General features: G+C 59.2%; 10 protein-coding genes. 9 read left to right on the top strand and 1 reads right to left on the bottom strand.

Annotated elements, in window-relative coordinates; translation table 11 throughout:
- Nucleotides 1-124 precede the first annotated feature (124 nt).
- The 5 genes from glgB to glgP are packed head-to-tail and all read left to right on the top strand — an operon-like array spanning nucleotide 125 to nucleotide 9,544.
- Nucleotides 125-2,314: a 1,4-alpha-glucan branching protein GlgB gene (gene glgB / locus SANT_RS01765; protein WP_025420607.1), complete on the top strand. Its 2,190-nt coding sequence runs from the start codon at nucleotides 125-127 to the stop codon at nucleotides 2,312-2,314.
- Complete coding sequence (glgX, locus tag SANT_RS01770) at nucleotides 2,311-4,290, top strand: glycogen debranching protein GlgX (RefSeq protein ID WP_025420608.1); 1,980 nt, start codon at nucleotides 2,311-2,313, stop codon at nucleotides 4,288-4,290. Before glgB ends, glgX begins: the two co-directional genes overlap by 4 nt.
- Nucleotides 4,291-4,302: 12 nt before the next feature.
- Nucleotides 4,303-5,589: a glucose-1-phosphate adenylyltransferase gene (gene glgC, locus SANT_RS01775; RefSeq protein WP_025420609.1), complete on the top strand. Its 1,287-nt coding sequence runs from the start codon at nucleotides 4,303-4,305 to the stop codon at nucleotides 5,587-5,589.
- A 52-nt stretch (nucleotides 5,590-5,641) separates the two neighbouring features.
- Entirely contained in the window at nucleotides 5,642-7,072 is a 1,431-nt protein-coding gene (gene glgA / locus SANT_RS01780; protein ID WP_025420610.1) for a glycogen synthase GlgA, read from the top strand.
- A 24-nt stretch (nucleotides 7,073-7,096) separates the two neighbouring features.
- Nucleotides 7,097-9,544, top strand: coding sequence for a glycogen phosphorylase (glgP, locus tag SANT_RS01785; RefSeq protein WP_025420611.1), 2,448 nt, complete (start codon nucleotides 7,097-7,099; stop codon nucleotides 9,542-9,544).
- Nucleotides 9,545-9,571: 27 nt separating this feature from the next.
- Here glgP and glpD read toward each other — a convergent pair whose 3' ends face one another.
- Nucleotides 9,572-11,080 carry a glycerol-3-phosphate dehydrogenase gene (glpD, locus tag SANT_RS01790; protein ID WP_025420612.1) on the bottom strand — a complete coding sequence of 503 codons (1,509 nt, stop codon included), beginning with the start codon at nucleotides 11,078-11,080 and terminating at the stop codon, nucleotides 9,572-9,574.
- A gap of 302 nt (nucleotides 11,081-11,382) precedes the next feature.
- Between glpD and glpE the strand changes: the two genes are divergently transcribed.
- From glpE to malP, 4 genes are all read left to right on the top strand, one after another.
- On the top strand, nucleotides 11,383-11,706 hold the full coding sequence (gene glpE / locus SANT_RS01795) for a thiosulfate sulfurtransferase GlpE (RefSeq protein WP_025244061.1): 324 nt from the start codon (nucleotides 11,383-11,385) through the stop codon (nucleotides 11,704-11,706).
- Between the two features lie 294 nt (nucleotides 11,707-12,000).
- A complete protein-coding gene (glpG, locus tag SANT_RS01800) occupies nucleotides 12,001-12,849 on the top strand; it encodes a rhomboid family intramembrane serine protease GlpG (protein ID WP_025420613.1) in 849 nt (282 codons plus the stop codon).
- A gap of 24 nt (nucleotides 12,850-12,873) precedes the next feature.
- Nucleotides 12,874-13,632, top strand: a complete 759-nt coding sequence (locus tag SANT_RS01805) for a DeoR/GlpR family transcriptional regulator (RefSeq protein ID WP_025420614.1) — start codon at nucleotides 12,874-12,876, stop codon at nucleotides 13,630-13,632.
- A gap of 328 nt (nucleotides 13,633-13,960) precedes the next feature.
- Nucleotides 13,961-16,369 carry a maltodextrin phosphorylase gene (gene malP / locus SANT_RS01810; protein ID WP_025420615.1) on the top strand — a complete coding sequence of 803 codons (2,409 nt, stop codon included), beginning with the start codon at nucleotides 13,961-13,963 and terminating at the stop codon, nucleotides 16,367-16,369.
- Nucleotides 16,370-16,406: the final 37 nt, after the last annotated feature.

Below are 16,406 nucleotides of genomic sequence, written 5' to 3' on the forward strand. Positions count from 1 at the left end.
TAACCGCCAACGTGCCGCCGCCGCGCGCGGCTGACGGTGCGAGAGCGTGCGGGCTGGTAGGTTTTTACCCTTTATTTTTTTTGCAATATCCTTTTATTTCATGGAGTAAGCAAAGGAAGAAGACATGGCAGGATATCCCGACCAAGATGTTATTACCGCACTGGTGGCCGGCCATTATGCCGATCCGTTTTCTTTATTGGGAATGCATCACACCGAGGCGGGTTTGGTGGTACGCGCGCTATTGCCGGATGCCAGCGCGGTCACGGTAATAGAGGCGAAAAATGGACGCCGAGTCACAGATTTAAACTGTGATGACCCGCGCGGTTTTTTTAGCGCGCTGATCCCACGGCGTAAAAATCCTTTTCATTATCGCCTGGCCGTGACCTGGCATGAGCATACTTATCTTATCGAGGATCCTTATCGTTTCGGTCCTTTATTACAGGATATTGATAGCTGGCTATTGGCGGAAGGCACCCATTTACGTCCCTGGGAACGGCTGGGGGCACATCCTGAGGTTCTTGATGACGTCGCCGGCATGCGTTTCGCCGTTTGGGCGCCCAATGCGCGGCGGGTTTCGGTCGTTGGGGAATTTAATTTTTGGGATGGCCGCCGCCATCCGATGCGCCAGCGGCGGGAAAACGGTATTTGGGAACTCTTTTTGCCGGCGGTAACCGTTGGCCAACTTTATAAATATGAAATCATCGATTGCCACGGGCAGACGCGGCTCAAAGCCGATCCCTATGCGTTTGAGGCGCAGATGCGTCCAGACACGGCGTCGCTAACGCGGGGATTGCCGCCGCCGGCGGATCCGCCTGACGCGGCTCGCCGCCAGGCCAATGGAATGAACCAACCTATTGCCATTTATGAAGTGCATCTGGGCTCCTGGCGCCGCCACGCCGAAAATAATTTCTGGCTGAGTTATTTGGAGCTGGCGGAGCAATTGGTCGGCTACGTGAAGTATATGGGTTTTACCCATATCGAATTGCTGCCGATTAATGAACACCCTTTTGACGGCAGTTGGGGATATCAGCCCCTTGGCATTTATGCCCCGACCCGTCGCTTCGGCACGCCGGAGGATTTTCGCACGCTCATTACCGCCGCCCATCAGGCCGGGCTGAACGTGCTGCTGGACTGGGTGCCGGGCCATTTCCCGAGCGACGAATTCGGGCTGGCGCACTTTGACGGCACGGCGCTGTACGAATACGCCGATCCGAAAGAGGGGCGGCATCAGGACTGGAATACGCTGATTTACAATTATGGTCGTAACGAAGTGCGCAACTATCTGGCCGGCAACGCGCTGTTTTGGCTGGAGCGTTATGGCCTCGACGGGCTGCGGGTCGATGCGGTGGCGTCCATGATTTACCGCGATTATAGCCGCGCCGCCGGTGAGTGGGTGCCCAACTTTTATGGCGGCAATGAAAATCTGGAGGCCATCGCCTTTCTGCGCTACACCAACCATACCGTCGGCACGCAGCGTGACGGCGCGATCACCGTGGCGGAGGAGTCCACCTCTTTTTCCGGCGTCACCCGGCCGCCGGACGCCGGCGGGCTGGGATTCCATTACAAATGGAATATGGGCTGGATGAACGACACGCTGCACTATATGCAGCTCGATCCGGTGCATCGCAAATACCATCATCATCAGATGACGTTCAGCATGGTCTATGCCTATAGCGAGAACTTTGTGCTGCCGCTGTCCCACGATGAGGTGGTGCACGGCAAGGGGTCCATTCTCGGACGTATGCCCGGCGACGATTGGCAAAAATTCGCCAATTTGCGCGCTTATTACGGCTTTATGTGGGGCCATCCCGGTAAAAAGCTGCTGTTTATGGGTAACGAATTTGCCCAGCGCCGAGAATGGAACCACGATGTGAGCCTGGACTGGCATCTGCTGGACGATGAAAGCGGTTACCATGCCGGCGTGCAGCGGCTGGTGCGGGATTTGAACCAATGCTATCGCAGTCATGCTCCGCTCTATGAGTGCGATTATACCTTTTCCGGCTTTCAATGGCTGGTGTCTGATGACCACGAAAACTCGGTATTTGCCTTCCTGCGCCGCGACAACGCCGGCAATGAAATGCTGGTGGTCAGCAATTTTACGCCGGTGCCGCGCCAAGGCTATCGCATCGGCGTCCCCCACGGCGGCCGTTGGCATGAGGTGCTCAATACCGACTCGGCTTATTACCACGGCAGTAATACGGGGAATCAGGGCGAAATCCACAGCGAGCCGATCCCCTGGCATTACCACGGCTATTCTCTGTCGCTGACGTTGCCGCCGCTGGCGACCCTGTTTTTGCTGCGGGAGGGGGAATGACGGCGCTGACGGCGGGGTCTCCCGAATACCTGGGCGCCCGCATTGACGGCGCCGGCGTCAATTTCTGCCTGTTTTCCGCCCACGCAGAGCGGGTGGTGCTGTGCGTATTCGATGAGCAGGGCGGCGAACTGCAGTGGGAATTGCCCGGCCGCAGCGGCGATCGCTGGCACGGCCATCTGGCCGGCGCCGGTGCGGGCCTGCGTTACGGTTTTCGGCTTCATGGCCCTTTCGATCCCGGCGAGGGCCACCGTTTCAATCCGGCAAAGCTGGTTATCGATCCCTGCGCTTACGCGCTGGAAGGGGAGGTCGGCGACCATCCGGCGCTGCTGGACGCGGGCGACCGGCCGGATCCCACCGACAGCGCGCCCTATGTTCCCAAATGCCGGGTGGTGGCGCTCGATTATGACTGGCGCGGCGATGCGCCGCCGGCGGTGCCCTGGGGGAAGACGGTGATCTATGAAGCCCACGTGCGTGGCCTCACCCAGTTGCACCCCGCTATTCCCGCCGCGCTGCGCGGGACCTATGCCGGTCTGGCCCATCCGCAAATGTTGGCCTACCTGCGCGCCCTCGGCATTACCGCCGTTGAATTGTTGCCGGTGCAGCAGCACGCCCATGAGCCGCGGTTGCAGCGCCAGGGGCTGTCTAATTACTGGGGCTATAACGTGCTGGCCCCCTGCGCGGTGGAACCCGCTTATGCCGCGGGACAACAGGGGCAAAGCGCGCTGAACGAATTCCGCGATATGGTGCGGGCGCTGCACGGCGCCGGCATTGAGGTCCTGCTGGATGTGGTGTTCAACCACAGCGCGGAACTGGATCGGTTCGGGCCAGTGCTGTCGCTGCGCGCGATCGACAACCGCAGCTACTACTGGCTCGATGAGCAGGGCGACTACCGCAACTGGACCGGTTGCGGCAATACGATGCGCCTTTGTCAGCCCTTGGTGCGGGAATGGGTAATGACCTGTCTGCGTTTTTGGGTGGAGGAGTGTCACGTAGACGGTTTCCGTTTCGACCTCGGCAGCGTGCTGGGCCGGACGCCGGCGTTCAGCGCCGATGCGCCGCTGTTTGCCGCCATCAAAGCCGACCCGCTGCTCGGACGCTGCAAGCTTATCGCCGAGCCGTGGGATATTGGGCCGGACGGCTATCAGGCGGGGCGTTTCCCGTCGCCGTTTGCCGAATGGAACGATCGCTTTCGCGATGATATGCGTCGCTTTTGGCTGCACGGAGATATTCGGCTGGGTCAATTCGCCCGCCGTTTCGCCGCCTCGGACGATCTGTTCCGCCAGCGCTCGCCGGCCGCCTCGGTAAACATGCTGACCGCCCATGACGGTTTCACGCTGCGCGATTTGGTGAGCTTCAACCACAAGCGTAATCAGGCTAACGGTGAGGACAACCGCGACGGCGCCGGTGAGAACCACAGCTTTAACCACGGCCATGAGGGGCTGGACGCCAGCGCTCAAGTGAATGCCGATCGTGGCCAAAGCCAGCGCTCGCTGCTGACGACGCTGCTGTTGTCCCAGGGCACGCCGATGCTGTTGGCCGGCGATGAGCACGGCCATAGCCAGCAGGGCAATAACAACGCCTATTGCCAGGACAACGCCACTACCTGGCTGGACTGGGCGCAGGCCGACGAGGCGTTGACCGCGTTCACCGCCGGGCTGATCCGCCTGCGTCAATCGATTCCGGCGCTAAACGTCGATCGCTGGTGGGTGGAGGATTCGCCGGAGCAGGTCGAATGGCTTGATGAGCACGGCGCTCCGCTGTGCGCGGAACAATGGCAGCAGGGGGAAACGCGGCTGCAAATTCGTTTATCGCAACGTACGCTTTTTGTGATCAATGCCACGACAAGCCCCTGTGAAATCACCTTACCTGAAGGGAGGTGGCGGTTAACGGCGCCGTTTCAGCCGCTTATGTCAGCCCCCGCTGACCTTTTGCTATCGCTTGGTCCCCGCGCGGCATGCGTGCTGGAACAGGATTAACAGGAGTGGGCTATGGTGCGGTTTGCAAGCAGTGACCCGGTGATGCTGGCGCGCCAGTTGCCGATTCAATCCGTGGCGTTGATCCTGGCGGGCGGACGCGGCTCGCGGTTAAAAGGGCTGACCGCCGAACGCGCCAAACCCGCGGTACATTTCGGGGGTCAGTTTCGCATCATCGATTTTGCTTTGTCCAATTGCCTGAATTCCGGCATCCGGCGCATCGGCGTGATTACCCAATATCAATCCCATACGCTGGTACAGCATATCCAGCGCGGCTGGTCGTTCCTCAATGCCGAGATGAACGAATTTGTTGACCTGCTGCCCGCCCAGCAGCGGTTGGCAACCGAACATTGGTACCGCGGTACCGCCGACGCGGTGTCGCAAAATCTGGATATTATTCGCCGCTACCGCGCGCAATACCTGGTGATCCTGGCCGGCGATCATATCTACAAGATGGATTATTCGCGGCTGCTTATCGATCATGTGGAGAAGGGCGCACCCTGTACCGTTGCCTGCCTGCCGGTCCCCCGCGCCGAGGCGCGTGATTTTGGCGTGTTGGCGGTGGATGCCGACTATCGCGTGGTGGATTTCGTCGAGAAACCGGCGGATCCCCCGGCGATGCCGAGCCAGCCGGACATGGCGCTCGCCAGCATGGGCATTTATGTTTTCGACGCTGACTATCTGTACCAGCGGCTGGAGGAAGATCGGCGCGATGACTGTTCCAGCCACGATTTCGGCAAGGATATTCTGCCCCGCGTGACCGCCAATGGCGATGCCTGTGCGCACCCCTTTACGCTCTCCTGCGTGCGGTCGGCCCAGCCCGGCCAGAGTACGCCCTACTGGCGCGATGTCGGCACGCTGGACGCCTATTGGCGCGCCAACCTCGATCTTGCGTCGGTTATGCCTGAGCTGAATATTTACGATCGCGAGTGGCCGATCCGTACGGCGATGCCGGCGATGCCGCCCGCTAAATTTACCCAGGATCGCGCCGGCCATTCCGGCGTGACGCTGAATTCACTGGTCTCCGGCGGCTGTATTTTGTCCGGGACTACCTTGAAACACTGCGTGCTGTTTCCGCGCGTCAGGATCCATTCCTTTTGCGAGCTGGAACAGGCGGTGCTGTTGCCTGACGTGATTGTCGGACGCTCCTGCCGGCTGCGACGATGCATTATCGATCGCGCCTGCCAGATCCCTGATGACATGATTATTGGCGAAGAGGCGGATTTGGACCGGCAACGCTTTCACCTTACGGAAGAAGGCGTCGTGCTGGTCACCCGCGAGACATTGGCAAAACTCAGTTAGGGAAGACCGCAAACGGTCACTAGAAGAGCACTAAGCCACAACAGGAGCGATGATGCAGGTTCTACATGTTTGTTCTGAATTGTTCCCCTTACTGAAAACCGGGGGACTGGCAGATGTGGTAGGGGCGCTCCCCGCTGCGCAAATCGCAGAGGGCGATGATGTGCGGGTTCTCTTGCCTGCCTTTCCCGATCTGCGTAAAGGTGTTCCCGATAGCCGTGTGGTAAAAGAGTTCGATGCGCTGTCGCGCCACGGCGTACTGTTGTACGGCCGTTTCAACGGCGTTGGCATCTATTTGATTGATATTCCGGATCTCTACGATCGTCACGGCAGCCCCTATCACGACCAGGATCAGTTCGCCTATATGGATAACTACCTGCGTTTCGCTGTCCTGGGCTGGGTGGGGGCGGAAATGGCTACCGGGCTGGATCCCGCCTGGCGTCCGGATATCGTGCACGCCCACGACTGGCATGCCGGATTGACCTGCGCCTATCTGGCGGCGAAAGGCCGGCCGGCAAAATCGGTGTTCACCGTGCATAATCTGGCCTATCAGGGGTTGTTCTCCCCGCGCCATTTACCGGAACTCCAACTGCCGGATGACTTTTTCCAGACCTATGGTTTGGAGTTTTATGGTCAGATCTCCTATATGAAAGCCGGGCTGTTTTATGCCGATCATGTCACGACGGTCAGCCCCACTTACGCCCGGGAAATCACGCAGCCGGCCTACGGTTACGGCATGGAGGGGCTGCTGGCGTCCCTACAGACCCAGGGGCGGTTGAGCGGTATTCTCAACGGCGTCGATGACGCCATTTGGAACCCAACCCACGACGCCATGCTCGCCACCCGCTATAACCGCGACGTGCTGGAGGCGAAGGTCAACAATAAGCGCCACCTGCAAACCGCGATGGGGCTGACGGTGGATGAAAAAGTGCCGTTGTTCGCGGTGGTCAGCCGGCTGACCAGCCAGAAAGGGCTGGATCTGGTGCTGGAGGTCCTGCCGGATTTGCTTGAGCAGGGCGGCCAGCTTACGCTGCTCGGCGCCGGCGACGCCACGCTGCAACAGGGCTTTTTGGCCGCGGCGGCGGAATATCCTAGCCAGGTGGGGGTACAACTGGGCTACCATGAGGCATTCTCGCACCGCATTATCGGTGGCGCAGACGTGTTGATGGTGCCGAGCCGCTTTGAGCCGTGCGGGCTCACCCAGCTTTATGCGCTGAAGTACGGCACTCTGCCGCTGGTGCGCCGTACCGGCGGGTTGGCGGATACCGTCACCGACAGTTCGCTGGAAAATCTGTCGGACGGCGTCGCCAGCGGTTTTGTGTTTGAAGATGCCACCGCCGCGGGCCTGCAGCGCGCTATCCGCCGCGCTTTTGTCTTGTGGTCGCGGCCGTCGCTGTGGCGTTATGTGCAGCGGCAGGCGATGGGACTGGATTTCAGCTGGCGCGTTGCCGCGAAAGCCTATCAGTCGTTGTATCAACGCCTTTAAGGTTCAACCAGGGGAAACACGGGCATGAATTCACCGTTTATCTATGCGTCACCCACCCTCAGCGTCGAGGCGCTTAAACACTCCATCGCCTACAAGTTGATGTTCACCATCGGCAAAGATCCCGCCGTGGCGAACAAACACGAGTGGTTGAATGCCGTGCTGCTGGCGGTACGGGATCGTATGGTGGAGCGCTGGCTGCGATCCAACCGCGCCCAACTGTCGCAGGATGTGCGCCAGGTGTATTATCTGTCGATGGAATTTCTGCTCGGCCGCACGCTCTCTAATGCGCTGCTGGCGATGGGAATTTATGAGGACACCCGGGTCGCGCTGGATGAAATGGGGCTGGAGCTGGACGATCTGCTTACCGAGGAGAACGATCCCGGCCTGGGCAACGGCGGTCTGGGTCGGCTGGCGGCCTGTTTCCTCGACTCGATGGCGACCTTGGCGCTGCCGGGACGCGGTTACGGCATCCGCTATGAATACGGTATGTTCAAGCAAAATATCGTCAACGGCCAGCAGGCCGAGTCTCCCGATTACTGGCTGGAGTACGGCAACCCGTGGGAGTTTCCCCGCCACCCCAGCCGCTATAAGGTCCGTTTCGGCGGCAGGCTACAGCATGAAGGCGCCAAAATCCGCTGGGTAGAAACCGAAGAGGTGCTGGCCTGCGCCTATGACCAGATTATCCCGGGCTTTGATACCGATGCCACCAATACCCTGCGGCTGTGGAGCGCGCAGGCGAGCAGTGAGATCAACCTCGGCAAATTTAATCAGGGCGACTACTTCGCCGCGGTGGAAGACAAAAATTATTCCGAAAATGTTTCCCGCGTGCTTTATCCTGACGACTCTACCTATTCCGGCCGCGAACTGCGGCTGCGACAAGAATATTTCCTCGTTTCCGCCACGGTGCAGGATATTCTCAACCGCCATTGGCTGCTGCACAACACCTTCGATAACTTGGGCGATAAAATCGCTATCCATTTGAATGATACCCATCCGGTGCTGGCCATTCCCGAACTGATGCGTCTGCTCATCGATGAGCATAAGTTTGATTGGGCCCGCGCCTGGGAGGTGGTCTGCCAAGCGTTTTCCTACACCAACCATACGTTGATGAGCGAAGCGCTGGAGACCTGGCCGGTGGACATGCTGGGCAAGATCCTGCCGCGCCATTTGCAAATCATTTTCGATATCAACGATCATTTTCTCAATCAGGTCCAGGCGCAGGCGCCGGGCGACAGCGAGTTGCTGTCGAGGGTGTCTATCGTGGATGAACACAACGGCCGTCGGGTACGGATGGCCTGGCTGGCGGTGATCGCCAGCCATAAGGTCAATGGCGTCTCCGAGCTGCATACTGAGCTGATGGTGCAGTCGCTGTTCGCCGATTTCGCGCGCCTGTTCCCCGATCGTTTCTGCAATAAGACCAACGGCGTGACGCCGCGGCGCTGGCTGGCGCTGGCCAATCCGCCGCTATCGGCAGTGCTGGATGAAACCATCGGCCACACCTGGCGTACCGATCTCGGTCAATTGGAAGAACTGAAGGGGCACATCGATTTTCCCGCGTTTATTGTTCAGCTCCAGCAGGCAAAATTGACCAATAAAAAACAGCTGGCGGCCTATCTGGCGAATCAGCTGGACGAGGTGGTCAATCCGGCGGCGCTGTTTGATGTGCAAATCAAACGTATTCACGAATATAAACGCCAGCTGCTAAACGTGCTGCATATCATTACCCGCTATAACCGCATTCGCGAGAATCCCGACGCCGACTGGGTGCCGCGGGTCAATATTTTCGCCGGCAAAGCCGCCTCGGCCTATTACATGGCGAAGCATATTATCCGCCTTATCAACGATGTGGCGGCGGTGATCAACCGCGATCCGCTGATGAAAAACCGGCTCAAGGTGATATTCGTGCCGAACTATAGCGTCAGCCTGGCGCAGCTGATTATTCCGGCGGCGGATCTCTCCGAACAAATCTCTCTGGCCGGCACCGAGGCGTCAGGTACCAGCAACATGAAGTTTGCCCTTAACGGCGCGCTGACCATCGGCACGCTCGACGGCGCTAATATCGAAATGCGCCAGCATATGGGTGAGGAGAATATGTTTATTTTCGGCAATACCGCCCTGCAGGTCGAGACGCTGCGTAGCGACGGTTACAATCCACGCAGCTATTATGAGCAGGATGCGGAGCTGCATTTGGCGCTATCGCAGATTGCCACCGGCGTGTTCAGCCCCGGCGAGCCGGGACGCTACAGCAACTTATTCGATTCGCTGGTCAACTTGGGGGATCATTATCAGCTACTGGCGGATTACCGCAGCTATGTCGATACCCAGGATGAGGTGGACCGCCTGTATCAGCGCCCGGACGAATGGACGCGCCGCGCGGCGTTGAATATCGCCAGCATGGGCTATTTCTCCTCCGACCGGACGATCCGCGAATATGCCGAGGAAATCTGGAAAGTGGCGCCCGTCCGCCTGTAGTTGCGCCAGCGGGCGGCCGGGCGGGGCTTAGGACGCCAGCGACAGCCGCGCCGGACTGACGTGCTGCGCCAGCCAGTCGACAATACGCGCCTGCTGGGCCTCGTCCAGCCACATGCCCAGTTTGGTGCGGCGCCATATGGCGTCGTCCAGCGTGACTACCCACTCCTGCGCTACCAGATAGCGCAGCTCGGCTTCGTACAGGCCGTGACCGAAATCTTCACCCAGATCCGCCAGGCCGGCGGCGCCCGCCAGCAGCTGCTCGCTGCGGGTGCCGTAAGTGCGGCTGTAGCGCCGCGCCAGCGCTTCCGGCAGAAAGGAGAATTTGCGGCGCAGCACGGCGGCATAGTCGTCGCGAGTACCGACGAAATCGCCGCCCGGCAGCACCGCGTTGCGGGTCCAGGCGCCTTTGGCGTGGGGATAGTAGTGAGCCAGTTTTTCCAGCGCATGTTCGGCCAGCTTGCGGTAAGTGGTGAGTTTGCCGCCAAATACCGACAGCAGCGGCGCTTTACCGTCTTCATCGCTTAACGATAGCGTATAGTCGCGAGTCACCGCCTGCGGCGAATCGGATTCGTCGTCGCACAGCGGGCGCACGCCGGAGTAGGTCCAGACGATGTCCTCGCGGCCCAGGGGCCGTTTGAAATGGGCGTTATAAACCTTGAGCAGATAGTCAATTTCACCGTCATCGATATGCACCTCCCCCGGATCGCCATGATATTCCACGTCGGTGGTGCCGATAATCGAGAACGTTTCCATCCAGGGAATGACGAACACAATGCGGTGATCTTCGTTTTGCAGAATGTACGCCTGCGGCTGGGAATGGACCCGCGGCACCACGATATGGCTGCCTTTTATCAGGCGGATGCCGTACTGCGACGGTAAATGCAGGCTGTCATCGATGAAATGTTTCACCCAAGGGCCGGTGGCGTTGGCCAGCCCCTTGGCCTGCCAGCGTTGGCTCTTGCCGGTCAGGCTATCGCGCGCCTCGACGTGCCACAGACCGTTTTCCCGCCAGGCGCGGGTCACCTGCGTACGGGTTTTGACATCGCCGCCCCGCGCCACCACTTCCTGAGCGTTGAGCACCACCAGACGCGCATCGTCCACCCAACAGTCTGAATACTCGAAACCGCGCACGATTTCCGGTTTCAGGACCGAATCCGCGCCAAATCGAACGCCCTCACTTGCCGGCAGACTGGTGCGTTTGCCCAGATGATCATACATAAACAGGCCCAAGCGGATCATCCACGCCGGGCGCAGGTGCGGCCGGTGCGGCAATCGAAAGCGCATCGGGAAGGCAATATGGGGCGCCATTTTTAACAGCACCTCCCGTTCGGCCAGCGCTTCGCTCACCAAACGAAATTCATAATGTTCGAGATAGCGCAGGCCACCGTGAATGAGTTTGGAGCTGGCGGACGACGTGGCGCACGCCAAATCCTGCGCTTCCAACAGCAATACGGACAGTCCACGCCCGGCGGCGTCGGCAGCGATGCCGGTACCGTTGATCCCGCCGCCGATGACGATCAAGTCTTTGGTTTCCACGTTACCTTCCTCCCAATGCGCGTTACAGTTCTTTTATGTTCGTTTTCGCTCATAATTGTATGCGCAAACCAACATCCACGCCAAGAACTCTGTGCAAAAAAGAGGCCATGCGTGACGCAGTTAACGTTTTTACCCGGTCAGCGCGTGTCGCCGCCACGGCGATGGGGGTTACATATCGAGTCAGACGCCGATAGGGCGCGGCCGGATGCCGGTGAAAAGCGCTGCATGCCGGCCAACGGCTTGCTACACTCTTTTCGCTGCCGCGAGGCGTGCTATCTTTTGATCAAACGAGGCGACAGGGTATGGATCAATTTGCAACAATCAGCGTAGAACTGGCCAGAGAGCGCTGGCAGCGGGGGGATGCGGTGCTGGTAGATATCCGCGATCCGCAAAGTTTCGCCGCCGGGCATCCCCGTGGCGCGTTCCATTTGACCAATGACACCCTGCCGGCATTTCTGGCGCAACAGGATGCCGCCCGGCCGGTACTGGTGATGTGCTATCACGGCAATAGCAGTAAAGGCGCCGCCCAATATCTGCTGAGCCAGGGGTTTGAGGCCGCCTACAGCGTCGATGGCGGGTTTGACGCCTGGCTGAAAGCCTTTCCGCAGGATACGGAATCGCTATAGCGACAAAAACGCGTCACGGTTCACCGGCCGTCGCTGCACGGAGAGGGGGAAGGTGGCTGCGTTGCGCTCCTCGCTTTGAGACTTAGATCGCAAAATTGGCGGGCGTCGGCGAGGCGCGTCGCAATCTACCGCGCCGGCATTTCGCCTGCCGGCGTTTCTCCTTTATCCTCAGTACATTGCCTGGACGTCTAGCGGCGTTGGCGCGCGGGGGAAGCCGTCGTCGGGCCGCGCGTTTAGCCCGCGAATCGTGTATTCTGTTCCACCATTACCTGATTATGGCAGCGTGAGTAAAACATGATTCGAGTTACCGCCTTGTCTAACGCGCGCCTGGCGTTGGCCTTCATTGATTATATGAAAACCCAGGGCGTGGACATGGAGTTGCGTCCGCAGGGGCGTTATACCGAGCTGTGGCTGGCCCAGGACGAAAAACTGGAACAGGTCGAGGCGGCGCTGGAGGCGTTTTTACTTGAACCGCAGCATCCGCGTTATCAGGCCGCCAGCTGGCGTACCGGTTCGTTGCATTACCGCGGCGTGACGGGAGCCGGCCTGCGCGCCTGGCTGCCGGCGCTGCGTCAGCAGGCTGGCCCCTTGACGTTGGGGGTAACGGCACTGTGCGTGCTGGTCTTTGTGCTAATGGCCCTGCTCGGCGATGATCGGGTAATGGCCGCGCTGGCGTATCCCGCCGGTCCGGCCCAATACGCCCAGGGCTGGCGCTGGGTCAGCCATGCCTTTTTGCATTTCTCGCTATTGCACCTGGTGTTCAATGTGGTGTGGTGGTGGTATCTGGCCGGCCTGACGGAGCGCTACCGCGGTAGGGAGTCATTACTCATTTTGTTCCTGCTCTCGGCAATCGTCAGCGGCGTGGTGCAGTCGCATTTCAGCGGGAGCTTTTTCGGCGGTCTGTCTGGTGTCGTGTATGCGCTGATGGGCTATGTCTGGTGGCACGGCGAGAAAAATCCCGGCGGGCCGTTATCTATGCCGCGCGGGGTCATCGTGTTCGCCCTGGTATGGCTCATTGCCGGCTATTTTAATATTTTGGGTATCGCAATAGCCAATGCCGCGCACGTGGCGGGTCTGGTAACGGGCCTGCTGATGGCGTTCTGGCAAACGCGGCGGCGTCGGAGTCACGGCGATCAGCGCTGATCGGCCGGCAGCAGAGGAGTCAATGTGAAGCAAACGCAGCGGCATGATGCCATTATCGAGCTGGTTCGCCAGCAGGGCTACGTCAGTACCGAGGAGCTGGTGGATCACTTTGCCGTCAGTCCCCAGACAATACGGCGCGATCTGAACGATTTGGCCGAGCAGAACAAGATCCAGCGTCATCACGGCGGCGCGGCGCTGCCGTCGAGTTCGGTCAACGCTGCCTACCACGATCGCAAGGTGATGTGGTCGGCGGAAAAGGCGCGCATTGCGGCGCGCGTCGCCAGCCAAATCCCCGACGGCGCCACGCTGTTCATCGATATCGGCACCACGCCGGAGGCGGTGGCGCACGCGCTGCTGGGTCATAAAAATCTGCGGGTGGTTACCAATAATCTTAACGTGGCGACGTTGCTTACCGCCAAAGAAGATTTCCGCCTGATTTTGGCCGGCGGCGAAGTGCGCACGCGCGACGGCGGCATTATCGGCGAGGCCACCCTCGATTTCATTTCTCAATTTCGGCTTGATTACGGCATCCTCGGCATCAGCGGCATTGATTTGGATGGCTCGCTGCTGGAGTTCGATTATCATGAGGTGCGCACCAAACGGGCGATTATCGACAATTCTCGCTGCGTGATGCTGGTGACCGACCATTCCAAATTCGGCCGCAGCGCCATGGTTAATCTCGGCAAAATGGACCTGGTAGATTATCTGTTTACCGACCAACTGCCGCCGCCGGGGGTGATGACGCTTATCGAACACTCCGATGTGAAATTGGAGCTGTGTTGAGCGTAAGGGCTCGAGCGTAAAAATTCACGCCGGCTCTCCCCTTTTTAACGCCGTTGTCTATTCTTTGATCATCACGGCGCTTAGCCAGACCCTTCCGCTAGCTTTTGCACGGCGACATGAACGGCGACCCCTTGGGGTACGCCGCGGGGGGCGTCGTGGTTTGACATGGCCACAGGCGCGGCGTGCCGCTCCGCTAAACCTTGGGATAACCGTAGTTTGCCATGGCGGTCGCTTGCGGTGGGCGCCGGGATCGCCATGACGATGGCAGGATCAGGGGGCCGGTTTTCCGGCGCTGTCCACTTTAGCCTAACAGGATAGAGACGTTCATATGCCAAAACCCAAATTTGATAAAGCTGCGTTCCAGGCGGCGCTAGATCGCCAGTGGCAACGTTATGGTCTCGCCGGCGCGCAGGAAATGACCCCGTTTCAGTGGTGGCAGGCGGTCAGCGCGGCGGTCAATGAAAGTATCGTCCCCCCAAGCGCCCAACCGGGCAAAAGTAACAAGATCCTCCGTCATGTCAATTACCTGTCCATGGAGTTCCTGCTGGGACGTCTGACCGGCAATAATCTTATCAATCTTGGCGGGTACGATACGGTCAAAAGGGTGCTCGAAGCTTATCAGGTGAGTCTTGCCGATATCCTGGAATACGAGGTCGATCCGGCGCTGGGTAACGGCGGCCTGGGCCGCCTGGCCGCTTGCTATATGGATTCCATGGCGACCGTGGGCCAGCCTGCCATCGGCTACGGGCTGAATTATCAGTACGGCTTGTTTCGCCAGACCTTCGCCGAAGGCCAGCAATGGGAATCCCCCGACGACTGGCATCGAGAAACCTATCCCTGGTTCCGTCATAACGCGGCGCTCAATGTGGAGGTCGGGTTTGGCGGCAAACTGGTGAAAGACGATCAGGGCGGCAGCCGCTGGGAACCGGCGTTCTCGCTTATCGGCGAAGCCTGGGATTTGCCGGTGGTCGGTTTTGGCAACGGCGCGGTGCTGCCGCTGCGTTTATGGCAGGCGACGCATCCGCATCCGTTCAATCTGGCGCTGTTCAATGACGGGAAATTCCTTAAAGCCGAACGGGACGGGATCGACGCCGCCAAGTTGACTAAAGTACTTTACCCGAACGATAACCATCAGGAAGGCAAACAGCTGCGGCTGATGCAGCAGTATTTCCAGTGCGCCTGTGCGGTGGCGGACATTTTGCGCCGTCACCATCTGGCCGGCCGCAGTCTGGAAACTCTGCCGGATTATGAAGTTATCCAGCTTAATGATACCCATCCGGCTATCGCCATCCCCGAGATGCTGCGCGTGCTGCTCGACCAACACCGGCTCACATGGGATGAAGCCTGGTTGATTACGTCACGCACTTTCGCCTACACCAACCATACGCTGATGCCGGAGGCGCTGGAATACTGGGATGAAAAGCTGCTGCAGACGCTGCTGCCGCGCCATTTCGCCATTATCAGGCACATTAACGACCGGCTGCGGGTGCTGGTGGAGCAGCGCTGGCCGGGCGATAACGCGGTATGGCGCCGCTTGGCGGTCGTGCAGGATAAACAAGTACGGATGGCGAATTTATGCGTGGTATGTGGCTTTGCGGTCAATGGCGTCGCCGCGCTGCATTCCGAACTGGTGAAAAGCGACCTGTTTCCCGAGTATTATCAGCTGTGGCCGCGGAAGTTCCATAACGTCACCAACGGCATTACTCCGCGCCGCTGGCTGAAACAGTGTAATCCGGCGCTGGCGGGGCTGATTGACGAAACCATTGGCAAAGGCTGGATCACCCGGCTTGAAAGATTGCAAGCGCTGGCGCCCTATGCGGACGATGCGGCGTTTCGCGCCCGTTTTCAGCAGATTAAATACGACAACAAACGGCGGCTGGCCGATAAAATCCATCAGATGACGGGCATTGTCGTCGACCCGCAAGCAATGTTCGATGTGCAGATCAAACGGCTACACGAATATAAGCGCCAGCATTTGAATCTGTTGCACATTCTGTCGCTCTATCGCCGGCTGCGGGATAACCCGGATCTCGACATTGTCCCGCGCGTCTTTTTGTTCGGCGCCAAGGCGGCACCGGGTTATGCGCTGGCAAAAAATATTATCTACGCTATCAATCAGGTGGCGCATAAGATCAATAACGACCGCAAGATAAACGATCGCTTGAAGGTGATTTTTATGCCCGATTACCGCGTGACGCTCGCCGAATGGATGATACCCGCGGCGGATCTGTCCGAGCAAATATCCACCGCCGGTAAAGAGGCATCGGGTACCGGCAATATGAAACTGGCGCTGAATGGCGCGTTAACCATCGGTACCCTCGACGGCGCCAATGTGGAAATCGCCGAGCAGGTGGGCGAGGAGAATATATTTATCTTCGGCCACACGATAAGCCAGGTAAAGGCGCTGCTCGCCGACGGCTATAAACCGGCGCGGTTTCTGAAGCAGGATAAGGCGCTAAAAGGGTTGTTGGCGGAGTTGGCCAGCGGTAGCTACAGCTACAAAGACAAGCACGCCTTCGAGCTTTTACTGCACAGTCTGCAAAAAGGCGGTGATCCTTATTTGGTGCTGGCGGATTTCGCCGCTTATTGCCGGGCCCAGCAACAGGTGGACGCGTTATATCGCCGCGCCGATGACTGGACGCGCAGCGCGGTGCTAAATACCGCGCGGGTGGGCTTCTTCAGCTCGGACCGCGCGATACGCGATTATCAGCAGCGTATCTGGCAGGCAAAACGTTGAGGCGCCACGATGGCGCTGCCGGAGATGAGCATGGTCA

The sequence above is a fragment of the Sodalis praecaptivus genome, from assembly GCF_000517425.1.
GTDB classification, from domain to species: domain Bacteria; phylum Pseudomonadota; class Gammaproteobacteria; order Enterobacterales; family Enterobacteriaceae; genus Sodalis_A; species Sodalis_A praecaptivus.